At 33.0% G+C, this 24,507-nt stretch carries 24 protein-coding genes; 5 read left to right on the forward strand and 19 right to left on the reverse strand.

Annotated elements, in window-relative coordinates; all coding sequences use genetic code 11:
* Position 1: 1 nt before the first annotated feature.
* From B0A67_RS21375 to B0A67_RS21400, 6 genes are all read right to left on the reverse strand, one after another.
* Positions 2 to 1,102 (reverse strand): AI-2E family transporter, encoded by a 1,101-nt coding sequence (locus B0A67_RS21375; protein WP_072964458.1) that lies wholly within the window; start codon positions 1,100 to 1,102, stop codon positions 2 to 4.
* A gap of 448 nt (positions 1,103 to 1,550) precedes the next feature.
* A complete protein-coding gene (locus tag B0A67_RS21380; RefSeq protein ID WP_072964457.1) occupies positions 1,551 to 2,081 on the reverse strand; it encodes a mechanosensitive ion channel domain-containing protein in 531 nt (176 codons plus the stop codon).
* Positions 2,082 to 2,092: 11 nt separating this feature from the next.
* Positions 2,093 to 2,677: a Maf-like protein gene (locus B0A67_RS21385; protein WP_072964456.1), complete on the reverse strand. Its 585-nt coding sequence runs from the start codon at positions 2,675 to 2,677 to the stop codon at positions 2,093 to 2,095.
* Entirely contained in the window at positions 2,670 to 3,596 is a 927-nt protein-coding gene (locus tag B0A67_RS21390) for a geranylgeranylglycerol-phosphate geranylgeranyltransferase (protein WP_072964455.1), read from the reverse strand. The genes B0A67_RS21385 and B0A67_RS21390 overlap by 8 nt, the downstream gene beginning before the upstream one ends.
* A gap of 124 nt (positions 3,597 to 3,720) precedes the next feature.
* The gene (locus B0A67_RS21395) at positions 3,721 to 4,248 is read right to left on the reverse strand and encodes a KdsC family phosphatase (RefSeq protein WP_072964454.1); all 528 of its coding nucleotides are present in this window, start codon (positions 4,246 to 4,248) and stop codon (positions 3,721 to 3,723) included.
* The gene (locus tag B0A67_RS21400; protein WP_072964453.1) at positions 4,232 to 4,993 is read right to left on the reverse strand and encodes a Rossmann-like and DUF2520 domain-containing protein; all 762 of its coding nucleotides are present in this window, start codon (positions 4,991 to 4,993) and stop codon (positions 4,232 to 4,234) included. Before B0A67_RS21400 ends, B0A67_RS21395 begins: the two co-directional genes overlap by 17 nt.
* A gap of 383 nt (positions 4,994 to 5,376) precedes the next feature.
* Here B0A67_RS21400 and ccsA point away from each other — a divergent pair, with 383 nt between their 5' ends.
* Positions 5,377 to 8,586, forward strand: coding sequence for a cytochrome c biogenesis protein CcsA (gene ccsA / locus B0A67_RS21405; RefSeq protein WP_072964452.1), 3,210 nt, complete (start codon positions 5,377 to 5,379; stop codon positions 8,584 to 8,586).
* Between the two features lie 148 nt (positions 8,587 to 8,734).
* Positions 8,735 to 9,244, forward strand: a complete 510-nt coding sequence (locus B0A67_RS21410; RefSeq protein WP_072964451.1) for a DUF2004 domain-containing protein — start codon at positions 8,735 to 8,737, stop codon at positions 9,242 to 9,244.
* A gap of 156 nt (positions 9,245 to 9,400) precedes the next feature.
* Here the strand turns inward: B0A67_RS21410 and arsB are convergent, their stop codons facing one another.
* The 9 genes from arsB to B0A67_RS21455 all read right to left on the reverse strand — a co-directional run bounded on the left by arsB (position 9,401) and on the right by B0A67_RS21455 (position 15,668).
* Entirely contained in the window at positions 9,401 to 10,462 is a 1,062-nt protein-coding gene (arsB, locus tag B0A67_RS21415) for an ACR3 family arsenite efflux transporter (protein ID WP_072964450.1), read from the reverse strand.
* Position 10,463: 1 nt separating this feature from the next.
* Positions 10,464 to 11,093, reverse strand: coding sequence for an arsenate-mycothiol transferase ArsC (locus B0A67_RS21420; RefSeq protein ID WP_207557370.1), 630 nt, complete (start codon positions 11,091 to 11,093; stop codon positions 10,464 to 10,466).
* A gap of 17 nt (positions 11,094 to 11,110) precedes the next feature.
* On the reverse strand, positions 11,111 to 11,584 hold the full coding sequence (locus B0A67_RS21425) for a DUF6428 family protein (RefSeq protein ID WP_072964449.1): 474 nt from the start codon (positions 11,582 to 11,584) through the stop codon (positions 11,111 to 11,113).
* An 18-nt stretch (positions 11,585 to 11,602) separates the two neighbouring features.
* Positions 11,603 to 11,935: an ArsR/SmtB family transcription factor gene (locus tag B0A67_RS21430; protein ID WP_072964448.1), complete on the reverse strand. Its 333-nt coding sequence runs from the start codon at positions 11,933 to 11,935 to the stop codon at positions 11,603 to 11,605.
* Between the two features lie 87 nt (positions 11,936 to 12,022).
* Positions 12,023 to 12,748 carry a DUF3667 domain-containing protein gene (locus B0A67_RS21435; protein WP_072964447.1) on the reverse strand — a complete coding sequence of 242 codons (726 nt, stop codon included), beginning with the start codon at positions 12,746 to 12,748 and terminating at the stop codon, positions 12,023 to 12,025.
* 20 nt (positions 12,749 to 12,768) lie between these two features.
* Positions 12,769 to 13,830: a hypothetical protein gene (locus B0A67_RS21440; protein WP_072964446.1), complete on the reverse strand. Its 1,062-nt coding sequence runs from the start codon at positions 13,828 to 13,830 to the stop codon at positions 12,769 to 12,771.
* Positions 13,831 to 13,865: 35 nt separating this feature from the next.
* Positions 13,866 to 14,243, reverse strand: a complete 378-nt coding sequence (locus B0A67_RS21445) for a DoxX family protein (RefSeq protein ID WP_072964445.1) — start codon at positions 14,241 to 14,243, stop codon at positions 13,866 to 13,868.
* A gap of 106 nt (positions 14,244 to 14,349) precedes the next feature.
* Positions 14,350 to 15,138: an anti-sigma factor gene (locus B0A67_RS21450; protein ID WP_072964444.1), complete on the reverse strand. Its 789-nt coding sequence runs from the start codon at positions 15,136 to 15,138 to the stop codon at positions 14,350 to 14,352.
* The gene (locus B0A67_RS21455) at positions 15,138 to 15,668 is read right to left on the reverse strand and encodes an RNA polymerase sigma factor (protein ID WP_072964443.1); all 531 of its coding nucleotides are present in this window, start codon (positions 15,666 to 15,668) and stop codon (positions 15,138 to 15,140) included. Before B0A67_RS21455 ends, B0A67_RS21450 begins: the two co-directional genes overlap by 1 nt.
* Before the next feature lie 869 nt (positions 15,669 to 16,537).
* On the opposite strand from B0A67_RS21455, the gene B0A67_RS21460 reads away from it, so the two are divergent.
* Positions 16,538 to 17,125, forward strand: a complete 588-nt coding sequence (locus tag B0A67_RS21460) for a glutathione peroxidase (protein WP_072964442.1) — start codon at positions 16,538 to 16,540, stop codon at positions 17,123 to 17,125.
* Between the two features lie 63 nt (positions 17,126 to 17,188).
* Here B0A67_RS21460 and pip read toward each other — a convergent pair whose 3' ends face one another.
* The 3 genes from pip to B0A67_RS21475 all read right to left on the reverse strand — a co-directional run bounded on the left by pip (position 17,189) and on the right by B0A67_RS21475 (position 20,174).
* The gene (gene pip, locus B0A67_RS21465; RefSeq protein WP_207557371.1) at positions 17,189 to 18,109 is read right to left on the reverse strand and encodes a prolyl aminopeptidase; all 921 of its coding nucleotides are present in this window, start codon (positions 18,107 to 18,109) and stop codon (positions 17,189 to 17,191) included.
* Between the two features lie 247 nt (positions 18,110 to 18,356).
* A complete protein-coding gene (locus B0A67_RS21470) occupies positions 18,357 to 18,854 on the reverse strand; it encodes a GNAT family N-acetyltransferase (RefSeq protein ID WP_072964440.1) in 498 nt (165 codons plus the stop codon).
* 141 nt (positions 18,855 to 18,995) lie between these two features.
* The gene (locus tag B0A67_RS21475; RefSeq protein ID WP_072964439.1) at positions 18,996 to 20,174 is read right to left on the reverse strand and encodes a thioredoxin family protein; all 1,179 of its coding nucleotides are present in this window, start codon (positions 20,172 to 20,174) and stop codon (positions 18,996 to 18,998) included.
* Between the two features lie 175 nt (positions 20,175 to 20,349).
* Between B0A67_RS21475 and menD the strand changes: the two genes are divergently transcribed.
* Positions 20,350 to 22,017, forward strand: a complete 1,668-nt coding sequence (menD, locus tag B0A67_RS21480) for a 2-succinyl-5-enolpyruvyl-6-hydroxy-3-cyclohexene-1-carboxylic-acid synthase (protein ID WP_072964438.1) — start codon at positions 20,350 to 20,352, stop codon at positions 22,015 to 22,017.
* Positions 22,018 to 22,075: 58 nt separating this feature from the next.
* Here the strand turns inward: menD and B0A67_RS21485 are convergent, their stop codons facing one another.
* On the reverse strand, positions 22,076 to 23,425 hold the full coding sequence (locus B0A67_RS21485; protein WP_072964437.1) for a M20/M25/M40 family metallo-hydrolase: 1,350 nt from the start codon (positions 23,423 to 23,425) through the stop codon (positions 22,076 to 22,078).
* Between the two features lie 168 nt (positions 23,426 to 23,593).
* Between B0A67_RS21485 and B0A67_RS21490 the strand changes: the two genes are divergently transcribed.
* A complete protein-coding gene (locus B0A67_RS21490; RefSeq protein WP_072964436.1) occupies positions 23,594 to 24,448 on the forward strand; it encodes a CvfB family protein in 855 nt (284 codons plus the stop codon).
* Positions 24,449 to 24,507: the final 59 nt, after the last annotated feature.

Consider the following 24,507-nt stretch of genomic DNA (forward strand, 5'->3'; position numbering starts at 1 on the left):
TTTAGTTTTCAATCTTAAGTTTTCGGATTCTCCAGGTAAATTTTTTAGGCATATGATTGCCCATTAAATATCCCCAGGGTTCTAAGGATTCGATTCTGTCGAATATAATTTTTAGAATGGCTAAAAGCGGAATGGCTAAAAACATGCCCGAAATTCCTGCAGCAGCTCCTCCAATAATAATTCCCATTATCGAAACAAATGCATTAATTTCAACTTTAGAATTAATTATTAACGGTACAATTATATTATTATCTATAAACTGAACAATAATATTTACAATTAGGATGCCGAGAATAATAGAAGTTTCCGGTGTTCCCGTAAGAGAAGCCATAACGGTAATGATTCCGGCAATTAGAATACCAATGTAAGGAATCATATTCAGGATTCCGGTAATCAATCCCAGTAAAATAAAGTATTTTACGCCAATAATCCAAAGTCCTAAACCGGTTAAAATCGAAACAACAATCATTTCAAAAATTAAACTCAGTATATAATTGTTGATCGAAACTTTTATTTGTGATAAAATATCCTTTAAGGCTGAATGATCTTCTTTATTGACCAATTTGGCCAGAAATAAAACAAAGTGATCTTTATATAAAAGAAATAGAAAAGTATAAATAGGGATGATGGTGCAGTCTAAAAGAAGATCACTAATAGATACTATAGCAGATCCAATCGTAGCTTTTCCGTTTTGAACAGAATCTTTGGTTACAGTGTCAAGGTACTTTTTCTGTTCTCCTATACTGACATGGAACTTATCATTTACAAATTTATGAATGTCTGTTATAAAGGAATTGGCATTCTTTTTTATCGTCTCAAAATCATTGGCAATATCACTAACCTGATAAGAGATAAAAACTAAAATACCAATAATAAAAGCTGCAAATACTAAAATACAGCAAGCTGCGGCCAAATGGCGGGGAAATTTTAGTTTTGAATGTAAAAAGGTAAAAATCGGGACTAATAATACAGCGAATAAAAACGCCATTAAAACAGGCGTAATAATATCTTTTCCGATGCAAAAAATATAAGCAAAACTGATTAAGCTAACTAATATTAAGGCAAGTTTAGCATAAAATGGTAATTTTACGGAATGAGTCATTTGTTTGGTGATTTAATAAAACTAGTAATTGGTAAAACAAATATTATATTTTAATTAAGAAATATCGTTTTAGCTTTTTGTCAATAGTTTATAAAATTCCCATTATGATTGAGAGGATTTGTAAATATGTGTAATCTACGGAAAAGTTTTTAACCGCAAATTTCACAAATTAACGCAAATTTTGTTTTGCTATTTCGGAAGGGAATCTAGTTGGAGGGATTTGTAAATCTGCTTTATATGCGTAATCAGCGGGAAAGTTTTTCGCCACTAATTTCACAAATTAGCGCAAATTTTTTTTACTATTTCGGATGGGAATCTAGTCAGAAAGATTTTTAAATCTGCTTTATCCGTGTAATATGCGGGAAACTATATTGCCTTGAGCTGAGATTACTTTGCAAATTTTGCAGTAAAATTATGCGAAATATGAGGGTATTTAAGTTAAATGCCTCTAATCGAAAAACTCTTTTTCCTCATAATGTGCCTGCATAATCGAAATGCCTTTTTGCAATAATAAATTGTTTGGAAAAATAATTCTTTCGCCTTCTTTTGTTCGTAAATTCACATGAAAAGCGCTGATGTCTTCAATTTCGGCTTCGATAGGAAAGTCCTTATCATGAATTTTAATGGTGTCTCCGATCCTAAACGGAAAGGAGAAAAATAAAATCATTCCTGAAGTAATATTGCTTAAAATCGACCATTGCGCAAACATGGCTACTCCAATTACAGTTGCAATTGAAGAAACGGTTATAAAAATATCCTTTGTTTCGACACCCCAGATCACAATAAGGCTGATGGTAACCAGTATGTTCATCAGGATATGAATATACTTGATGACGAGATTGGTTCGGTGTTCTAATAATTGGCTTGTACTGGCGTAACGACGGATTAGTTTAGCAATAATAACTCTCAATGCCGCCAAAGCAAAAAGGAGCACTACAGTGCTTAATATCTCGTGACTATACTCTTTGAAAGAAAACATAAATAATTTTTTTACACTAATGTACTCAAATATTCGTAAACTTTAGCTGTTGGCAAGCCCATAACATTTGTATAAGAGCCCTCGACTTTTGCAACTGCCATAAAACCAAACCATTCCTGAATACCATAAGCACCGGCTTTATCATAAGGTTTGTAATTTTCTATGTAATATAAAATAGCTTCGTCTGATAAATCTTTAAAAGTAACTTTTGTAACGTCATTTATAACAGTAGAAGTAAAGGTGGTTCTAAAACATACTGATGTAAAAACTTCATGTGTATCACCGGACATTGATTTAATCATTTCAAAAGCTTCTTCAGCATTTTTCGGTTTTCCTAAAGCTTTGTTTTGATGCCAGACAATGGTATCGCTGGTTATTAAAATTTCATTTTCCTTAAGCTCTGCGTCAAAAGCACTTGCTTTTAGCGCCGCTAAATAATCAGTAATTTCAACCGCTTTCAATTCAGGCGGATATATCTCCTCAATTTCTTTTAATCTAATCTCGAAATCAAGATCTAAGTCTTTAAAAAACTGTTGTCTGCGAGGCGATCCCGAAGCAAGAATTAAAGTATATTTTTTTAGTTTTTCTTTAAGCATTGTATTTGATGTTTAGGGAGATAACCATAATAGATAAAATCCCGAAGAATAAAATTAGTTTTAAAACGGTACTCAAATGATGGAAATCTTTTTTAGATTTTGCTGTAAATATTTTTACAATAAAGTATAAAAGAGGCGCCAGAACAAAAGCAAAAGCATAAAATGTTGCAATATAAAGATTGTTCTGAATAAAATATTTGTTGATGTAAAGCAAACTTAAAAGAAATGGAATAATTGCAAAGGCTATAGCAATTTTTGACGTTCTGCTAATCCCTATCGCAATTGGCAATGTATTAATTCCCTGGTTGTAATCGCCATTTACATCTTCTATATCTTTAACCATTTCATTAAGAAAACCAATCATGAAAGCAAATAAAGCGTAATCTGTTAATATGGAGAATAAACTGGCCATCTGTGCCTGATTTTCAGAAGTGATTGCAGGAAAAACATCAAAAACCCCAATAATAAGAATGCTTACTGAGAGCAATAATGCGATAACAAAATTACCCAAAATCATGATCTGTCTTAGCGTAGTGGCGTAAAAATAAAGAAGTGAAGCAATTAAAATAAAAAGAGAAGCAAAACTGGGCTTTAGGATAATATTCGATAGAAGAAAACCAAGGGCAACCCCTGTAATATTAAGACCTATGTAAATGTTATACGCTGTCGTTTCAGAAATCCCTTTATTAATGACTACAGCTTCAGGTTGATTGATTGTATCGGTTGCGACATCATAAACACTATTAATTACATAACCTGCTGCCGCTAATAAAACAGTACTCAAAACCAATATTCCGTATTGCCAGTCATTTAAAGCCAAAGGTATATTTTGCTGCTTTAAAAAAGCATAACGAAATAATACTTGTATAAAAGCAAGCATTATAAGATTTTTATAGCGAATGAGTTTTAGGAATTTCATTTTTTTTAAGTGACAAAGGTTCAAAGGTTCAAAGGGGCAGAGGTCCAAAGGTTTTTTTTAGTTGGAATCTTTGTGAAATTTCAAGTTTTACAAACATGGTATTGATATAACTGAAACTTGTGGCTTAATCGTGTTTTCCGTTAAAATATTCCATCCATTTTCCCTGTACTTTCATCACTTGCTCAATCACGTCACGTGCGGCGCCCTTTCCACCTTTTACGTGTGAAACATAACGGCAAATATTCTTGATTTCAGGACTTGCATCTTGTGGACAAGTTGGTAATCCAACTAATTTCATTACATGAAAATCAGGGATATCATCGCCCATATATAAAACCTGTTCCGGTTGAATGTTATAAGTATCAGTATATTCCTTAAAGGTTTTTACTTTGTCAGGAGTTCCTAAATGAATGTCCGTAATTCCAAGATTTTTTAATCTCACACGAACACCTTCATTGCTTCCTCCGGAAATAATGCATACGTTAAAACCACTTTCAACAGCTGCTTTCATTGCATAACCATCACGAATATTCATGGTACGAAGCATTTCTCCTTCATTGGTTACAAAAACCGAACTGTCTGTAAGTACGCCATCAACATCAAAAACAAAAGTTGTGATGTCGTTCATTATTTCTTTAAAATGTTTTGCCATTATTTTGTATGGATTGTGTTAGTATTTTATAAATATTTTTTTGATTCACGTTGGTCAAATACTCCAAATGCGCCTCTATTGTATTAGAATCGTGGCGTTTTGCGGGACCTGTCTGCGCATCTATTGGATCAAGTGTATTTATTTTTTCGGCCGTTTCCTTAATCAAAGGTTTCAAAACTTCAAACGGAACCTGATGTTCTTCACAGATTTCCTGCCCGATTTGATACAGATGATTGGTAAAATTATTGACAAAAACAGCCGCAACATGCAACGCTTTTCTTTGATCTGAATTAATAGCAAAAACAGCATTTGAAATGCTTTTGCCTACAGTTTCCAGAACTCTAAAATCAAAAGTATTTTCAGCTTCCAGACAAAGCGGAACAGTCGAGAAATCAATTTCTTTGCTTTTAGAAAATGTCTGAAGCGGATAAAAGACACCTTTTCTGTTTTTTGAATCCAAAACATCCAGCGAAGCCGCGCCCGAAGTATGAACTACAATTCGGTTCTGAAAAGGCAATTGTTTCGAAACGTCTGCAATAGCTTTGTCAGAAACAGCGATAATGTATAAATCAGCTTCTTTTAAGTCCTCAAAATCACTAGTAATTTTATCAAATTCAATCAGAGAAGCTAAAGTTTCCTTTTTTCTCGAAAATACCTGTACAATTTCAACGAGTTCACTTTTAGTGAAAGTTTTTATCAGATGTTGGGCAACATTGCCGGAACCAATTAACGTAATTCGAATCATAGCGCAAAATTAGCATTATTTTTTTTAAAGAGAATAGTCATCGAAAAGTTTACCCACAGATTACTCGGAATAGATAAAATTTTCATCGGGTTTTATTTTGTTAATGATATGCAAACATTATTACCTACCTAAATATTAGACAGGCATTGATTTTATAATGTAATAAAACAGTGTTGTAGTCCTAAAGAACTTTTGAATCCGTCATTAATGCGGAAGTCCATATAAATATCGACTTTACAGGTTTGTAAAACTAAGCGTACATTTTTGCGAATTTAACTCAATTTGCCAGCTGTTTTTTAGTTTTTATTAACAAAGTTCAAATATTGGAACTCAACATTTTTAAGTACTTTTGTGCCACTTTTATACAATGTAATTCCTCAAAAATGGATAAAAAAATATTCTCTTTTTTGTTTTCTACACGATTAATGTCTGTTCTTTTTTTAACATTTGCAATCGCAATGGGTATTGGTACTTTTATCGAAAGTAAGTACAATACAGATACAGCCCGAATTTTAATTTATAATACATGGTGGTTTGAAGCTATAATGGTCTTTTTTATGATCAATTTCTTCGGAAACATCAAACGTTACCAATTGCATAAAAAAGAAAAGTGGGCAACACTTTTACTTCATATTGCTTTTATTTTTATTCTCTTAGGTGCATTTATTACACGATACATCAGTTACGAAGGTATGATGCCAATTCGTGAAGGTGCTGCCGAAAATCAGATTTACTCAGACAAGACATTCCTGACTGTTTTTGCAGACGGCGAATATAAAGGGCAAATGAAACGCAGGGTTTTTGACAAACCGTTGCTGTTTTCGCCTGTAACCAATAACGATTTTACACTTTCAGGTAAATTTGACGAAACTCCTTTCGAAGTGAGTTATGTTAACTACATCATGGGAGCAAAAGAAATTATAAAACCGGACCCAAAAGGAACTTTATATCTTAAACTGGTTGAAGCGGGAGCTGGCGGACGTGAAGAACATTTCCTTAAAGAAGGGGAGGTTCAGAACATTCATAATGTATTGTTTGCTTTGAATAAGCCTACTGATGGCGCCATTAACATTAATACAACCGGTGAAAAATACACCATTCAAACCCCTTTTGAAGGAGAGTTTATGCGAATGGCTGACAAATTAAAAGGAGCTGTGACCAAAGATAATGTGCAGCCTCTTATGATGCGTTCTTTATACAGTATTGGTGATATCCGAATTGTTTTTCCGGATCCTGCAGTAAAAGGAATTATTGATTATGAGTCGAATAACGATTATAAAGCAAAAACGCATCATGATGCCTTAATTGTAAAAATTAAAGCGGAGGGTCAGGAAAAAGAAGTAAGACTTTTAGGTTCTAAAGGTAGTTTAGGAGATCCTCAAACCGTAAAAATTGGTAAAATCGAGTACAGTTTATTTTACGGAAGTAAAGCTTATACATTACCTTTTAAAGTAAAATTAAATGACTTTATCGCAACAAAATATCCGGGAACAGAGAAAAGTTATTCCGCTTTTGAAAGTAAAGTAACGGTTCAGGATTCAACTGAAACATTTGATGCTGATATTTATATGAACCACGTTTTAGATCATAAAGGATACCGCTTTTTTCAATCTTCATTCGATCCCGACGAAAAAGGAACAGTATTATCTGTAAACCATGATTTCTGGGGAACATCTATTACTTATTTAGGATATTTCATGTTATACTTTGGTTTGATGGCTATTATGTTTACCAAACATTCTCGTTTTGCTGATCTAAAACGCAAATTAGATAATGTAAAAAAGAAAAAATTAATTACGATACTGGTTTTAATGCTAAGTTTCAGTGGCTTCGCTCAGGCACCACACGTTCATACGCCTGGTGATGGTCACGAACATAATCATAATCATGCAGCAGATCCTAACGATCATGCCAATCACGTAACTGCAGCGCCTAGCCAGAAACAAATAGATTCTTTATTGACTATCTATAAAGCTCCGGAAGCACACGCTGCGAAATTTGGCCGTTTGATTATTCAGGATGCAGGCGGCAGAATGAAACCTATTAATACTTTCTCTTCTGAATTATTGAGAAAAGTAAGCCAGAGCGATACTTATAACGGAATGAATTCTGATCAGGTTTTCTTGTCAATGACACAATACGCTCAGGTTTGGATCCAGGTTCCGCTTATTTATCTGAATACAAAAGATGATAGTATTCGTAAAATCATTGGCGTAGACAGAAAAGCAAAACTGGTACCATTTATAAAGTTCTTTGACGAAAACGGAAATTACAAATTATCTCCTTATTTAGATGCAGCTTACAAAGCAGGAAATCCAAACAGCTTTGAAAAAGATTTTATCGAAACCGATAAAAAAGTAAATTTAATGGAATCTGCATTAAGCGGAAGTATCCTTAAAATTTTCCCGATTCCTAATGATCCAAACAATAAATGGATTTCTTATTTAGAGCTGCAAAATGCAGGTTTAAAAGGTATGGATTCTACTTACGTTAAGCAGATTTTACCAATGTATTTCAGCGCTTTAAACAACGGTTCGATTTCAAGGGATTTTAAAACAGCAGATCATTTGGTCGAAAGTATTGATGGTTTTCAAAAGAAATTCGGAAGTAAAGTGCGTCCAAGTGATCAGAAAATCGATCTTGAGATAGCGTATAACACCTACAACATTTTACCTAAAATGTTCTACTGGTATTCTCTTGCCGGAATCTTTATGTTGATTTTTACGTTGTTTAGTATTTTCTTCGACAAAAAGTTTTTACGCATTACAGTAAATGGTTTTCATATTTTAATCGGGGTAATATTTGCATTTCATACAGTTGCATTAATAGCCCGTTGGTACATTTCAGGTCACGCACCATGGAGTAACGCTTACGAAGCAATTGTTTATGTTGCATGGGCAACCATGTTCTTTGGATTGGCTTTTGATAAAAAATCAAAACTTACCGTTGCATCGGCAGCATTCGTTACTTCTATGATCTTTATGGCGGCAAATGCCAACTGGATCGATCCTGAAATTGCGAACCTGCAACCGGTTTTGAACTCGTATTGGTTAATGATTCACGTTGCAGTAATTGTAGCAAGTTACGGACCATTTGCATTGGGAATGATTTTAGGTTTTGTAGCGTTGATATTGATTTTCTTTACCAACGAGAAAAACAAAGCCAAAATGGATTTGAACATCAAAGAAATCACCTATATCAACGAAATGGCCCTGACTATTGGTTTGATCATGTTGTCTATTGGTAACTTCCTTGGAGGACAATGGGCCAACGAAAGCTGGGGACGTTATTGGGGATGGGACCCAAAAGAAACCTGGGCTTTGATCTCGATTATGGTGTATGCCTTCGTTATCCACGCACGTTTTGTACCTTCGTTAAGAGGACAATGGTTCTTTAATTTAATGAGTATGTATGCGTTTGTTTCAATTTTGTTTACGTATTACGGAGTAAACTTTCATTTAGTCGGACTGCACTCTTATGCAAGCGGAGACGCACATTCATTGAGCTGGACCTGGTATTCATTGGGAACAATTTCATTAATTGGAATTCTGACCTATCCAAAATACCGCAAGTATTATAAAAAGAAAAAATAAATAAAAAGAGTTTTATTAATTCACAAAAAAGGTTCAACCGTCATAGTTGAACCTTTTTTTATATTTAATGATCAATTTCTTAATGTTTTAAAAGTAAGAAAATGACTATTTTTATGTATTTTTGCATTTGCTAATAAAAAAGAGAAAAATGAGCGAAAATTTAAAAAAATATTTTAAAAATAGTGACTTAGAAAAAACAGGAGGCGGTTACTATGTGACAGAAATAGAACTTGATAATAAAGTATTCGAAATTGCATTAACTATTTCCACCCAACTTAAAAACGTTGATAAAAACGAACTTGAAAAAGTAGAAAACTATATTGAAAATTTAAAAGTTCATCAACAGGATATCACGGATCTTCTTATAGAAGATTTTAAAGCCGGAGGAGAAACACGAAATTATATAGATCTTCATGTTAAATTGCTGGATGAAGAAGATATTGCTGATTTAATTCAGGATGCAGACAAAAAATTAAGCATCGAAGAAAAATTATTATCAGCTTTAGACTTAATGACTATTGATTTTATTCCAGAAAAGAATAAGGAAATGGATATATTTGCAGTTTATGATTATATACTGGGAGCATGTATAACTGATTGTATACTAACTGTATATATCAATAAAGATAATACGGTTGTAATAACAATAGACAGCTGATAAAAGGATTTTTTGATACTAGGAAGGTTCAATTTATGTTGAACCTTTTTTTGCAGCACTATTAATAAAAACAGAGCACTGAGAAAAAAAATGTAAAGATTGTAAAATAAAATTAGTGACTCAAACAGGTCTTAGCAACTTGGAAAGCACCTGATATTAAAAGAAAAATCTTTTTCTAAACCAAAAAGCCACATTGACCAGGGCAATCAAAGCAGGTACTTCGACTAAAGGCCCAATCACGCCGGTAAAGGCCTGACCGCTGTTAATACCAAAAACACCAATAGCAACAGCAATCGCCAATTCAAAATTATTTCCGGTAGCAGTAAAAGCGACTGCAGTACTTTTAGAATAGTCAGCACCAAAATATTTTCCGGTAAAAAAGCTAATGACAAACATTAATCCAAAATAAATCGTCAAAGGAACTGCGATGCGAACAACATCCATCGGAATTTCAACAATCAATTCTCCCTTTAAGCTAAACATAAGAACAATAGTAAATAATAAAGCAATTAAAGTGACAGGAGAGATAAAAGGAATGTATTTATTTTCAAACCAATCTTTCCCCTTAAGTTTCATTAATCCGAACCGACTAATAATACCAAGCGCAAATGGTATTCCTAAATAAACCCCTACACTTTCTGCAATCTGAAAAATACTTATGTCAACATTGAAGCCGGTGTATCCAAAGTAAGGAGGCAAAACCGTTATAAAAATATAAGCATAAACACTATAAAGCAAAACCTGAAAAATACTGTTTAAAGCAATTAATCCGGCGGCATATTCACGGTTTCCGTCAGCGAGGTCATTCCAAACGACGACCATGGCAATGCAGCGTGCTAATCCAATTAAGATTAATCCAATCATGTAGTCAGGATACTCTTTTAAGAATAAGAGCGCTAAAGCAAACATCAAAATAGGGCCGACAATCCAGTTCAATAGAAGAGAAGCGCCTAGTACTTTTATGTTTTTAAAAACCTCTCCCATTTTAGCATAATCGACTTTAGCTAGCGGAGGATACATCATTAAAATTAAACCAATAGCCAACGGAATATTAGTACTTCCGTTAGAAAACGAATTGATGAAATTTCCGCTCGACGGAAAAAAATACCCAATAGCAATACCAACAGCCATAGCCAGAAAAATCCAAAGCGTTAAAAACCGATCCAGAAAACTGAGCTTTTTTCTTCCCGCAACGGGATGACAATGATCTATAGACATTTTATTTTTTTATTTGAGAGAAAACATAAAACATTTCGGCTGCGATTTGCACACTTCTTTCATTGTATTTCTCTGATTGTTGGTCTGTATTATCAAAAGCTTTTGGATCGTCATATGTTATCGCAATTCTTTTCTCGGCTCCTGCAATAAAAGGACAGCCACCATCTGCCTGTGAGCAAGTCATGATGGCGGCAAATTCATTTTCGGGATTAAAATCATCATCATAAGTTTTAGAAAAACCTACGATTGGAGCATGATTCCCTGCAAATTTTATAGCATAAACAGGATTATTATTTTCTGATAACTTCATGATTTTAAAACCTGATTGTACTAATGTTTCGGCAACTTTAGGATATAAAGCAGTTGCCTCAGTTCCGCCGGAATAGCAAAAAACATTTTGAATTCCGTAATAGTAGGCAGCCGTTTGCGCCCAAACCTGAGCCAAATGGCTTCGTCTGGAATTATGCGTGCAAATTAGATTCAATCTGATTTCCTGATGATGATCAGACTTTTGCTGAACAAAATCAATAAAAAGCTGGAGGATATCTTTACGATCTTCAGAAATCGCTGTGAAATCAAAAGACTGAACTAAAGATTGAATTTCGGGGAATAATATATTGTGATTCGACATTTTGTAAGCTTTTAGATTTAACAACAGCTTCCGCCAGGCGTACAAGAATTACCTTCGTCTGTACTTAATTGTGTCAGTTTAAGTTTTGATTTTTCTGATGGAATTCCACATTGATCCTGAGCTAAACAAGCTGTAGTTTTATTTAAGAGTAAAAAATCTTTCCCATTAAAATCTAAATCATATTTGCCAATAGTAGTATTTTGATATTCAACTTCGATCTCAAAATCCTCAATTCCTAACACTTTTTCTGAAAGTGTTATGATATGAATTAATTTTTGAGGTTTTAAGCGATGCTCATAATCATTGGCATCCCAAAGCTGAAAATTTACAACAGTTTCTTTACGAACTACTCCTCCGCAATCAATAAAGTTCTTTGTAACCAAACCTACTTCGGCGACGTGAAAATATTCCGGAACAAATTTTCCGTCAGGAAGTTGAAAATTTACAGCTTCAACAGTAGCAAGTATTTTTTTAATTTCTGAAAGTTTCATAATAATTTATTTTAATAATTAACAACACTCGTTTTTTCTTTTTACTAAATGAAGGTCTATTTGAGTAAAGAAAACTTTGATTTTCTCAAAACCAACTTCGTTAATACAATAACAAATGGCATTTCCTTCAATATTTCCTTTTATCAATCCAGCGTTTTTAAGCTCTTTTAGATGCTGGGAAACCGTAGGCTGAGAAAGTGGCAGTTCGTTTACAATATCACCGCAAATACATGCATTTACTTTTAGTAAATATTCTATTATAGCAATTCGTGCAGGATGACCTAAAGCTTTCGTTAAAATAGCCAACTCATTTTGGCTCTCTGTAAAATGATCTGATTTTGTAGCTCCCATTGTTATATTTTTATATTGCAATATTACGATATAGATTGTGATAAAAAAAGAAAATAGTTTATTATTTTCTTTTTTAGGGATTTATAATTAAAGTCTTCCTGTCATAACAAGCACAATAGCCGTTACGATTAAAAAACAAACCAGAAAAATAAGATGACTTACTATAGACAACAAGAATGCTTTTGTTTTTGACATTTTATTAAAGAACTGGAGATTAGTCCAGAAAATTAATATGACGCCTATTATATACATTAAATTCAAAATCTGTTGCATATGAGGCGTTCCATTGAAATACAGCAATAATGGAAATATTAAAATTTGAGCAAATAGCCTTTGTGAAGCTTTGAATGTATTGAGGACAAAAAGTTCGAAAAAATTATAGCCTTGTTTTCTAAAAACAATATAGGTTCCAATAGTATATAAAGGTATAGTAGCAATGGTGGTCCAGGCAAAATGAGTAGCATTCCATTCATTAAAATCATTTAGATTTAAATCAGCTTCATTAACCTTAAATAAATTGAGGTGATAATAATGGTATAAAAAACCATAAAATGCAGCCAAAACCGTCACCAAAGACAAAGGTTTGAAATGTCTCACGCGTTTTCCTTCAATAAATTCGCGGATAGAATGTCCTGGTCTTGTAAATAATTGTTTTATAGAATAGGGAATTCCCGCATCAAAATGCAACAAACTGTGCTGAATATCATGCCATAAATAATGCGCGTTTATTTTATGTGTATCTGCTGGCTGGCCGCAATTATTGCAGTAATTTCCAGTATAATGCTGCTGACAGTTTTTACAGGTTATTTCCATTGCATTTGGTATTTTAATCTTTATTTGTAATATTCATATTCGTACTTATAAACGCATCGAAATTGTTGAGAACGAAATATTATTTCAGTGATTAAATTTTTACTATTATATTTATAATTAGAAAAATAGACATTTCCATCTTCTAAATTACGATATATACTTTCTGATAAAAGATTGTTGTCGTAATGGTATGTTGTTGTATTCAAAAGTGTATCATTTTTAAATTCACTTTTTTCGATACAATGCTGGTCTTTATATTTATACTTTAAATTTTTACTTCCTTCTTTTTCGCTAATAATTTTTTTATGTTCATCAAACGTTATAATTATTTCTCCCATTCCAATCATGTCTGTTTTGTACTTATTTATTATTTTATCAGGTAAGTAGGAAAAAGTATGTACTGAAGTAACAGTATTTCTGGAGTCAAAAAAATTTTCATTTAAAGGACGAAGCTTACTATCGTATTCAATCGAAAAATCCAGATATTTTGGTTGGTTAATTAATTTTTTTAAACTTTGAGTATTTAGCAATGCAGTTGTATCTTTAATTCCTTCAATTTCTTTTTTGTATTTATAGTATTCCTCGTCGGATGTAACTACCGAATAGGCATCATCAATACTAATAGTATCCTGGCCAACAATAGTATATTCTATTCCTTTTGATTTATTTTCCAGATATTTATCTTTTTCTAATTGAAGTTCTTTTTCGTCTTCAGTTAAATACGAAAAAAGTTGTGTTGATTTATCCGAATATTTTATTTCTTCGCAACTAAAGCCCTGAATAGCGTATGCATTTATTTTTTTAATAAGTCTGTTTTTTTTGTCATACTTAAAATAGCCGACGTGATTTAGTCTATTTTTTAGGAAAAAATAAATCAGTCCCTTGTTATTAAAATAATGCTGTTCCTGAATTGTATCATTTTCTTTGACCGTTATTTTTTTTACTCCTTTGGTATTTTTATTTAAATAATCATAATCATTTATATAACTGTGTGGTTCCTGTGCAAAAGCAAAGGTTGAGATAAGAAGGAAAAACAGTACGATAATTTGATTCAAAGAAATATAGCGATTGTCAGCAGGCATCAGAGGTTATTTTTATAATTAATAATCAATTCAATTTATACTTTCTTATATCCATCAGGATACATAATGGCCAATAAAACTATAATCAGTAAAAAGTTATATTCGACACCATTTCGGCCGCCGCCAACAACAAACCAGCCCTCCTGAAAATGAACGAGAATAATTCCCATGAGGAGAACAAAGATCGTTACAAAACCTGCCAGTTTAATATACTTATTCAATACTAAAAGTACAGCGGCAATTATATGAGATACTTTAATAGACCAGGCTATAAAAACTCCAAAAGGAGCAAATCCAATTTGGTTTAAATACAAATTACCAAAATCATTAATTCCGTTATCGAAAATTCCAAAAATAGAATGGGTGAGGAGAATAATAGCAACTGCAATTCGTAAAAGTAAAGTTCCGTTCATGGATTTATTGGTTGGGTTAATAGTAAGTTATTCTAATTAAAAATAATAAAAAAACGCACATTAAAATAAATTAATATGCGTTGTGGGTTTTATGCTAAGTTTATTTTTAAACTTTTCCTAAAGTATACAATTGCGTCATTGTTGGAGTTAAACTTCCTCCCGCAGGCTCAAGTGTAATTCCAAATGCTTCTGCAGAATCTGTTTGGCTTACAGCAAATATCTTTTGACTGTTTCCTTCAAAATTATCCAGTAAACCTATGCTTGTTGGCGTAAGGACAGGGCTTAATTTTAGGGACCATACCTGATACACCATTCCTTTTGGAGGAGTTGGTAAACCGGCAGCATCAATATAAGTTGTCTTAGTCTGTTTGTTCCAATACACTTTTGCAAATGAATTTGGAGAAACAGCCTGACCACCAAGTGTTACACCAGTATTTTTGATATCCCTAACAATGGTTAGGTTTTTCTCTGTTTCCTTATTTTGCTGATCCAGGAAAGCATAATCTCTCTCGATTTTATTCTTCTCAGTACCAACAGTTGCAATTGCTTCTTTTGTTTTTGTAAGTTCAAGAGTTTGATATCCAAGACCCAAAAGCAATAGTACAGCAGCAGCCCAGCCCACATATTGAGACCAGTTTGACGCTGGTTTCAGATCGACTACTTTGCCATGTTTCAATTCTAATCGGGCTTTTATCTTCTCGAAATTTGCTACCGAGTGAAAAGGAGAGAAGCTTGATGACAAAGCTACAATTGCTTTTTCTATCGCGATAATTTCCTGATCGACTTCGGGATTTTTCTTTGCCACTTCGGCTATTTCCAGATTTTCAGTTTCGGTCAATAAACCGTAAACATATAATTCCAGAATTCCTGATTCTATATATTCTTGTGCTTCCATTATATTTTCAAATAATTACGTAGATCGTTAATACAGTTTCTGTTTTGCGTTTTGATAGTCCCCAATGGCATTGCCAATTCTTCTGAAGCTTCTTGTTGGGTATATCCTTTAAAAAATAATAAATCTATAATCTCGATACATTTTGGTTTTAATTTTTTGACAAATTCCTGAATTCCAATTGTATCAATTCTATTAGTAAGTTTATTACTGTCGTCTAACAGATTTACGAAATTATCTGAAGAAAGGTTTTTTTGACTGTTATTAAAATTTTTGGATCTTAATTTATCAATAGACGTATTTCTGGCAATATTAAGGATCCAGGTGTAAAATCGGCCTTTTCCTTCGTTATATGAATCTATGTTTTTCCAGATTTTGACAAAAACTTCCTGCAAAACATCTTCTGCTTCTTCACGGTTTTTGATCAGGACGTTAATGACCGAAAATAAACTTTTCGAGTACATATCGTACAAATGGGTAAAAGCTCTTTCGTCTTTCTTGTAAATTAAAACTAACAACTCATCTTGACTCATAGATTTGGATTTTTAAGCTTAAACAAAAATTTAGTATACAATTTTATACTTTGAGATAAAGATAATTTATTTTTTTGTGAAAAACGTAAAATTTTTAACAGGCTAAAACCTAGTAAAATAAGGCATTCAAAAAAAATATTACTTTTTTTTCATTTTTTTAAAACCAAAAGCAATCCAATTACGTAAATGCTATTATAACATCACATGATAACTTTGAAAATAGCAGAAGGAAAGAAAACAGCTTCAAAATATCAGGGCCAATGTTGTTTTAATTAAAGATTGGATTATGAACTTTAACATTGGCTAAAGATAAAAGTGTAAAGTAAATCTCAATAAATAATTTTTTGAATTATGATTGACGTATATAAACTAAAAATTTTGATTGTTGGCCTAACGACAGTTCTGGCATTAACAAGTTTTAATAAAAATGATTTTAGAAAAGGCATAGTTCAAAGTCAGAATTGCAATCAGATTAAGGATTGAAACAAAAACTATGATTCGCATTTAAAGTAATAAAATAGTTGGTGTCTCCGGACTTCCAAACTGAAAAGAAAAATAGAATGTTAAACGCCCAATTTACACTCATAATAGTAAACGCCAGTAGAAAAGATAAGATATATAATAAGGTTATTTGATTCTAAATAATAATTTTCAGTATAAAACAGAGAGACATCAACTATAATTTTAACTAAATAAAATAAAAATAAAACAACAATTAATTCATGGTTTGATTTGTTTGTATGGGGGGAAGCCTAGCGTCTGATTAACGCTAGGCTTCAATTTTTTATTTAACTTATGTTTAATAAAAATAAAGCAATCAAAGTCATTAAGGAAAACGGATTTTAACTAATTTTATAAAAAATTAAACGATGAAAAAAATAGCATTGATAGCTTGTGGCGCAGTTTTATTATTAAGCTCGCAACTTCAGGCTCAAACGAGTAAAAATAAAGTATCTAAAACAGATAAAGTGATGGCAAAAGAAAACATTTACCAATTTAAAGTTCAGGATTTATCGGGAGACACCTTTGATTTCGCTTCTTTAAAAGGAAAAAAAGTAATGATTGTAAATACTGCTTCAAAATGCGGATTAACGCCTCAATACAAAGATCTTGAAGCGATTTACAAAGAGTACAAAGACAAAGGTTTTGTAATCGTAGGTTTTCCTGCCAATAATTTTGCATCGCAAGAACCCGGAACAAACAAAGAAATCGAAACGTTTTGCCAACAAAATTACGGTGTGACATTTCCTATGATGGACAAAGTTTCTGTAAAAGGAGATGATATGTGCGAAGTGTACAAATTCCTGACACAAAAATCTAAAAATGGCCTGCAGGATTCTGAAGTAGAATGGAATTTCCAGAAATACCTAATTAACGAAAAAGGTGAATTGGTAAAGGTTATCAAGCCAAGAACATTGCCAACAGATCCTGAAGTAATCAACTGGATAAAAGGTTAATCAATAACTATCTCAACCAAAAAATCCACAAATTTGAATGTAATTTCAAATTTGTGGATTTTTTTAGATTCTATTCAAAATCTCAATAATTGTTTGTTCGATTCCGGGTTCACTATCAGAATGTCCGCAATTTTCAATATAAAGGGTAGATCTTTTAAGCTTATGATGCAATATTTCAGCATATTGAATCGGACAAATAGCATCGTATTTTCCGTGCACAATAGTGATTGTTATATCATCTAAAACTTTTATATTATTTAAAATAAAGTTATCCCCGATAAAACAATTATTACTCAAATAATGAGCCTCCATAATAGCTAAAGATTCAAACGGAAATTCATTTATAACGGCATCGATTTCATTTTCGGTTATTCCTTTCTTAAAAATAGATATTTCATAAAAAATCCATTCATAACAAAAGAACTTTTTGCTTTCCGGGCTTCCATTCAGCATTTGATCCAAATAATAAGCTGGAATAGTAAGATTGGAATCTGACGGAACATTCGTTTTAAAACGATTCCATTCCTTAGGAAATTCATTTTCGACACCACCATTTACGTAATAATCAATAGATCTTTTATCTCCAAGAAATATACCCCGTAACAAAAGACTTTTTACTTTTTCCGGATTTTGTATCGCAAATATCAAACTCAAAGTTGTCCCCCACGAACCACCAAAAATATTTATTTTTTCGATTTTGAGATAGGAGAGGAGCTTGTTAATATCATCAATTAAATCCTGAGTTGTATTTTCTTTTATAACCCCAAAAGGCTTGCTTTTAGACGCTCCTCTTTGATCAAAAAAGACAACCCTATGTTTTTTGAAATCAAAAAAACGCTTATCCTGCTCAGAAAATCCCGCGCCGGGACCACCATGAACAAACAAATAAGTTTCGCCATCATCAGCACCGCAAACCTCATAGTATATTTCATGAATTTCACTAACTTTAAGATATCCTTTTTGTATTTGATAGTCTGTATTCAATAGTTGTATATTAAAATTAGTTCCTTATAAATTAAATTATTAAGTTCGAAACGACAAAAAATATTAACGTCCAGCTTTGCGAACTCAAAGAATGACAATGTTTTTCATAGCGAACTTTGCGTAATTCTTAGCCTGCTTTGCGGTAAAAAAAAACATTCCAGTAAACCATTATCAAAAAACAGAAAAAATCCGCGTCAATCAGCGTTTTCGCGCTAGCGAATCCGTTTCATCTGCGGGCCATTTTTACCTACTTTAATATCAATTGCATGAAAACCAAATCAAGCCAGTGATCAAATTTATAACCAACCTCACGGATCGTTCCTGTTGCCACAAAACCAAATCTTTCGTGAAAGGCAATACTTGCGGCATTATCAGCATCAATGGCACCAATCATAACGTGATAACCTTGTTCTTTTGCTAACCGGATAAGTTCAAGTAATAGTTTAGATCCAATGCCTTTACCTATAATATTATCAACTACATAAACAGAATGTTCGATTGTGTATTGATAACCGATTTTTTCGCGGAATTGCCCATAACTTCCAAAACCAACTACTTCACCATCCAGTTCAGCCACAACAATAGGCAGTTTTTTTGCTGTTTTATCTTCAAACCATTTTGTCTGCACTTCAAGAGTCTGTATATCATAACTATAATTTGCTGTTGTATGCAAGATCGAGTGGTTTACAATCTCAAGTATTTTTTCTAAATCGTTGGTTGTCGCCGGTCTGAGTATTACGTCCATGGTTTTTCTTGATAGTTTTTTTGTCACAAATTCACGAATAAGTTTTATAGTATTAATTCGTGAATTCGCAGCTATTTTAATTGTCTAATATCCAAATCATTCCAAACTTTTCAAAAAGTATTTCAGATTGGAATTTTTAATTTATTTTTTGTTGAGTTCAGCCAATAGATCATCTGCATCTTTAGTACCCCAACCCATTTCGGTACCAATTTCCCTGGCATCTTTAGCATATTTCAAAGCCGATTTTTTATCTTTTATTTTATTGTAAAGCCTTGCCAAAAGTAAATTCCCATCATAGGAATCATTTAATTCTATAGAATGTTTTACCCACGAAACAGCCTTTTTTAAACTTTCAGTATCTGAGATATGTTTCAAATAAGTTTGTCCGATATCTTTAAGGAAACTGGCATCATTCCAAACCAGCTTTTCCGTATTTTCAAGCGTCACTTTTTTGTAGAAATCCCATTTTTCAGTTCTTTCTGCTAAAGTCAAATCAAACTTAAAAACCAGGGAATCTGTTTTCTGTAATCGAATCGATTTTACAATTTCTCTTTGTTTATAATAGTTTATCGTATCTAAATTATCGACATAAGGGCGAAGTGATTCATTGACAATACTTTCGATTTTGCGATCAATACGATTTTGCGAAGCTACGGCAGCAAAATCTTTCTGATGATTCAAAACATATTGAAATTCTCTTGATTTAATATCCGTTACGCCATTCGCAATAACACGCCAGTTCAATTCACTAACCAATTGTGCATCAGATTGTGTATTCAGATAAATATGCGTCGGAATCGATAAATCAGTTCTGTCTTTTCCTTTTTTCAGCGTATTCAGATAAGCAAAGAACTTATTTGAGTTTGAAGGATCTGCAAGAAACTCTTTTTCTAAATAAGGCAATTGCATTCTGGGATTCAAAGCATAATTGGCTTCTGTCAAAAAATCTGCTTTTTTTGATTCTCCTTTCAAAGCATACAAAAGCGTTTCAGTCTTTGGATCTATAAATAAAAATGTAGGCAATGATTTGGTATTGTATTTATCTTTAAGTGCAATTCCTTCTTCTTTTTCGACATTTTTCCAGACGCAGACATAATTTTTATTTAGAAAATCCATTACTGCAGCATCACTAAATACTTCTTTTTTCATCTGATTACAATGCGGACACCAATCAGCATAAAGCATCACAAAAAGAGGTTTTTCCTGAGTTTTTGCATTATCTAAAGCTGTTTTATAAGGTACATCAACAGGAACAAACTGATTTTGAGAATTTACGGCTTGCAGGAAAAGACAAAGAAAGAATAGGTAGAAGAAACGCATACGGAGTTTATTTTTATTAAAAAATCTGTTTTACAAATATATCCCCTTTTTCTAAAAACAGGCTTAATATCTTCCTATTTATAAGTTAAATCCAGTGTGAAGTTTGTAACTTTGTATTATCAAAAAGAAATCTTTGACTTTTTAGATTTCTTTACAAAAGTAATACGCCATCATAATGATTTACCCCAAAATAGCGCTTGCTCAAAGCATTATCGAAATTTGTTCAGCAAAAGGAATCACTAATATTATCATTTCTCCGGGATCAAGAAACGCACCTTTAACAATTGGATTTGCTCAAAATCCCAACTTTAAATGTTACAGTATTGCCGACGAACGCTGCGCTGCCTTTTTTGCATTGGGAATTGCACAGCAAACGAAGTTACCAACCGCAGTTGTTTGCACTTCAGGATCAGCATTATTAAACTATTATCCTGCTGTGGCCGAAGCATTTTACAGTCAGATTCCGCTGATCGTGATTTCGGCAGATCGTCCACAAAGCAAGATTGATATTGGCGATGGACAAACCATTCGTCAGGAAAATGTTTTTCAGAATCACTCGGTTTTCAATGCTAATTTAACCGAAGATGCTTCTGTAGAAAATGATTTAAAAATCAATAAAGCAATCGAAACTGCGATTCTTCAAAAAGGACCGGTTCATATCAATGCGCCATTCGAAGAACCTTTATACGAAACGGTTTCAGAGCTTTCTGTTGAACCAAAAATTACCCATTCAGAGGAAATTTTCGGAACAAAAATTATCGAAAATATTGATGATGTAGCTTCTGTATGGAATACTTCAAAAAGAAAATTAATTCTTATTGGAGGAATAAACGAAGCCAATTCTGTTAGTAAAGAAATTCTCGAAAACTTCGCCAAAGATCCTTCAATTGTAGTCCTTACAGAGACAACATCAAATTTGCATGAACCAAGTTTTATTAATAGTATAGACAGCTTAATTACACCTTTTGACGATTGTGATTTTAAAGAATTAGAACCGGAAGTTTTAATCACTTTTGGCGGTATGATTGTTTCAAAACGTATTAAAGGTTTTTTACGAAAATATAAACCTGCACAACATTGGCACATAGATACTTTACGTGCTTACGATACATTTAATGCTTTAAGCAAACATTTTGTAATGGAGCCAGAAGATTTTTTCAAAGAACTGCTTCCAAAGACAGCATTTGTTTCAAGTAAATATTTCTCAAAAATTGATAAAATCTATGATTTAAGAAAAATCAGAAAACAGGAATATTTGCGTAAAATTACATTTTCTGATTTTAAAGTATTCGAAAAAATAATAGAATCACTTCCTAAAAACAGTCAGCTTCAAATAAGCAATAGTTCAGCGATCCGTTATGCGCAGTTAATCGAAATTGATCCTTCAATCGAAGTTTATTGCAACCGGGGAACAAGTGGTATTGACGGAAGTACATCAACAGCGATAGGAGCGGCGGTAGGAAGAAAAGATATACAAACCGTATTTATTACCGGAGATATTGGCTTTTTGTACGACAGTAATGCTCTTTGGAATTCTTATATACCTAAAAATTTCAAAATTATTTTAATTAATAATGGAGGAGGAGGGATCTTCAGGATTCTTCCGGGACATGAGGAAAAACCTGTTTTTAATACTTTTTTCGAAACTTCCCACAACTTAACCGCAGCACATTTGGCCGAGATGTATCAGATGAATTATTTTACTGCCACCAATGAAGATTCTTTAAACAATAGTATTAAAACATTGTATGAAGCAAATGACAAACCTTGTATTTTAGAAATTTTTACGCCAACTTTTGAAAACGATGTTGTGTTGAAACAATATTTTAAAGAATTAATTTAAAACTGCATTATTACAAAACATAAAAAGCGCCAATTGGCGCTTTTTATGTTTTGTAAAACTAGCGTATCGGAACAGGGAACACCGGCAAACTTGCGTGCCCTAAAGCATCTACAGTTTGTATAGCAAAAAAGTAATTGTCTTTAGAATAGGGGATTTCTACTTTCGTATCTTTTACAAAAAATGTTTTCTCCCAATGTGATGATGCCGTTTCCCTCATTAAAATTTGATATCCATATTGTACTTTTTCCTCCGGTGCATTCCAGGAGAGAGCAGAAGAATTAGACAGGTTTTTAACCTCTATACCTACATTTTCCGGTGCTTTTGGCGACCATGCTAAATTGGCCAATGTTGCCAGATTAGAACAAGTGTTTTTTCTTAAATAATCAAAATCCATAAACTCAACCAAATCACCGTATTTGATGCCGTTTTCTGTTCTTAAATCCTGATGCTGATGATCAAAATTCTCATTCATTTCGCAAAAACGAACTGCTGTAAAACCGTTCTGACTGAATGGCGTATGATCACCGCCTCGTAGGAACCGATCGTTTCTATAGACCAATTTTACAGTCAGTTGATCCACATATTGTTCTGTAACGGTTTTAATATAACGCGCCAGTAGTCTCGACGGACTATCATTATCGCGACTTGTTGCTTTACGCATTTTAGCTTCCTCTTCAGTTTCTAAAAATGGAATAGTTTCACTAAAAACCCTGATTTGCGTATTGTCTCTTACATTAGTTCCGCTTGACAGACTGTTTCCAATCATATCATTGTTTAGCATTGCAACGATATTCCAATTAGCTGCTTTTGCTGTTTCTGCAAGATGACGCGCACCTATAAGTCCCTGCTCTTCACCAACTACGGCAACAAAAATAATAGTAGCAGGAAAGGCTCTTTTGCTCATTACTTTAGCCAGTTCCATTACTGCAGCAACTCCTGAAGCATCGTCATTTGCACCAGGAGCATCAGATTTTACATTCATAACGTCAGAAACCCTTGAGTCAAGATGTCCGCTTATAATCAGAACACGATTATCATTTGGGTCGGTTCCTTTTAGAGTAGCCATTACATTTCCAAGCTGACTGTCTTTATTGATACGCTTTCCATCTGCTTTTACAGTAAAATAATCAATCGCGGCAGTTAATCTTCCGTTAGACTCCAAAGCATATTTATCAAACTCAGATTTTACCCATTGCTGTGCAGCGCCAATTCCCCTGGTTTTGCTTTTAGTATCACTTAAGGTATGTCTTGTTCCAAAGGAAACGAGTTTTCGAACAGTAGCTTCCAGGTTTTCGGCTTTGATTTCAGTAATCATTTTTTTTATTTCCGGATCCTCAACCACTTGAGAAATGGCAATCTGATTAAAAAACAGAAAGGCAAAAACAGTATAAAAAACAGTTTTTTTCATTGATTTGGTATTAATTTTAGATGCTCAAATTTAATTAAAAAATAAAGAAACCCGGAAAAAGATATTTCCGAACATTTTATCCAAAACATTTTTCGTTGTACCATTTTCAAACTTCGTACATTTGCACTTTAAAAACTCAGCTACATTTTAGCTTAGAATCTCAAGAATATGATTGAAATAGGAAAATACAATACCCTTACTATATTACGTGATACCAAAGTTGGTTTATTTTTAGGTAATCCTGAAGAAGATCCGGAAGGAATTCACGATATTTTATTACCCAATAAATACGTTCCGAACGAATTTGAAATAGGCGAAGAATTAATTGTCTTTGTTTATTTAGACCACGAGCAACGTCCGGTTTCTACTACACTTGAACCTTATATCTTATTAAATGAATTTGCTCTTTTAAGAGTAAATTACACCAATCAGGTTGGTGCATTTATGGATTGGGGAATGGAAAAAGACATCCTTGTTCCTTTTAAAGAACAAGCCCGTCCAATGGAAAAAGGAAAACGTTACTTAGTTTACCTTTACATGGACGAAAAAACCAATCGTTTGGTAGCTTCAAGTAAATTGAACCAATTTTTAAGCAATGAAAACCTAACGGTTGAAAAAGGTGAAGAAGTTGATTTGATCGTTTCACATATTACTGAATTAGGAATTAATGTGATCATCAATGAACAGCACAAAGGTTTATTGTATAAAGATGAAGTTTATGATGACGCGATCAGAACGGGCGACAGAATGATTGGATTCATTAAAAATATCCGCCCTGATAATAAAATAGATGTTGCGCTGCAAGTGCAAGGTTATCAAAGTATTGAGCCAAATGCAGAAAAAATATTAGATGAATTAAGGGCCAATCGTGGTTTTTTACGTCTCAATGATGCTTCACATCCGGAAGATATCAAGACTGTATTAAAAATGAGTAAAAAGACTTTCAAAAAAGCAATTGGAGCTCTTTATAAAGACAAATTAATCGAAATAAAAGAAGACGGGATTTATCTTGTAAAAGAATAGTTTCTTTAAAATTCCAAATTCCAGTATCTGCGTTTCAGATTGGAATTTGGAATTTAATT

The sequence above is a fragment of the Flavobacterium aquidurense genome, assembly GCF_002217195.1.
Taxonomy (GTDB): domain Bacteria; phylum Bacteroidota; class Bacteroidia; order Flavobacteriales; family Flavobacteriaceae; genus Flavobacterium; species Flavobacterium frigidimaris.

Excerpts from the sequence above, each read along its gene's own strand:
- B0A67_RS21375 (WP_072964458.1), bottom strand. The coding sequence starts at position 1,102 with ATGACTCATTCCGTAAAATTACCATTTTATGCTAAACTTGCCTTAATA.
- B0A67_RS21380 (WP_072964457.1), bottom strand. The coding sequence starts at position 2,081 with ATGTTTTCTTTCAAAGAGTATAGTCACGAGATATTAAGCACTGTAGTG.
- B0A67_RS21385 (WP_072964456.1), bottom strand. The coding sequence starts at position 2,677 with ATGCTTAAAGAAAAACTAAAAAAATATACTTTAATTCTTGCTTCGGGA.
- B0A67_RS21390 (WP_072964455.1), bottom strand. The coding sequence starts at position 3,596 with ATGAAATTCCTAAAACTCATTCGCTATAAAAATCTTATAATGCTTGCT.
- B0A67_RS21395 (WP_072964454.1), bottom strand. The coding sequence starts at position 4,248 with ATGGCAAAACATTTTAAAGAAATAATGAACGACATCACAACTTTTGTT.
- B0A67_RS21400 (WP_072964453.1), bottom strand. The coding sequence starts at position 4,993 with ATGATTCGAATTACGTTAATTGGTTCCGGCAATGTTGCCCAACATCTG.
- ccsA (WP_072964452.1), top strand. The coding sequence starts at position 5,377 with ATGGATAAAAAAATATTCTCTTTTTTGTTTTCTACACGATTAATGTCT.
- B0A67_RS21410 (WP_072964451.1), top strand. The coding sequence starts at position 8,735 with ATGAGCGAAAATTTAAAAAAATATTTTAAAAATAGTGACTTAGAAAAA.
- arsB (WP_072964450.1), bottom strand. The coding sequence starts at position 10,462 with ATGTCTATAGATCATTGTCATCCCGTTGCGGGAAGAAAAAAGCTCAGT.
- B0A67_RS21420 (WP_207557370.1), bottom strand. The coding sequence starts at position 11,093 with ATGTCGAATCACAATATATTATTCCCCGAAATTCAATCTTTAGTTCAG.
- B0A67_RS21425 (WP_072964449.1), bottom strand. The coding sequence starts at position 11,584 with ATGAAACTTTCAGAAATTAAAAAAATACTTGCTACTGTTGAAGCTGTA.
- B0A67_RS21430 (WP_072964448.1), bottom strand. The coding sequence starts at position 11,935 with ATGGGAGCTACAAAATCAGATCATTTTACAGAGAGCCAAAATGAGTTG.
- B0A67_RS21435 (WP_072964447.1), bottom strand. The coding sequence starts at position 12,748 with ATGGAAATAACCTGTAAAAACTGTCAGCAGCATTATACTGGAAATTAC.
- B0A67_RS21440 (WP_072964446.1), bottom strand. The coding sequence starts at position 13,830 with ATGCCTGCTGACAATCGCTATATTTCTTTGAATCAAATTATCGTACTG.
- B0A67_RS21445 (WP_072964445.1), bottom strand. The coding sequence starts at position 14,243 with ATGAACGGAACTTTACTTTTACGAATTGCAGTTGCTATTATTCTCCTC.
- B0A67_RS21450 (WP_072964444.1), bottom strand. The coding sequence starts at position 15,138 with ATGGAAGCACAAGAATATATAGAATCAGGAATTCTGGAATTATATGTT.
- B0A67_RS21455 (WP_072964443.1), bottom strand. The coding sequence starts at position 15,668 with ATGAGTCAAGATGAGTTGTTAGTTTTAATTTACAAGAAAGACGAAAGA.
- B0A67_RS21460 (WP_072964442.1), top strand. The coding sequence starts at position 16,538 with ATGAAAAAAATAGCATTGATAGCTTGTGGCGCAGTTTTATTATTAAGC.
- B0A67_RS21470 (WP_072964440.1), bottom strand. The coding sequence starts at position 18,854 with ATGGACGTAATACTCAGACCGGCGACAACCAACGATTTAGAAAAAATA.
- B0A67_RS21475 (WP_072964439.1), bottom strand. The coding sequence starts at position 20,174 with ATGCGTTTCTTCTACCTATTCTTTCTTTGTCTTTTCCTGCAAGCCGTA.
- menD (WP_072964438.1), top strand. The coding sequence starts at position 20,350 with ATGATTTACCCCAAAATAGCGCTTGCTCAAAGCATTATCGAAATTTGT.
- B0A67_RS21485 (WP_072964437.1), bottom strand. The coding sequence starts at position 23,425 with ATGAAAAAAACTGTTTTTTATACTGTTTTTGCCTTTCTGTTTTTTAAT.
- B0A67_RS21490 (WP_072964436.1), top strand. The coding sequence starts at position 23,594 with ATGATTGAAATAGGAAAATACAATACCCTTACTATATTACGTGATACC.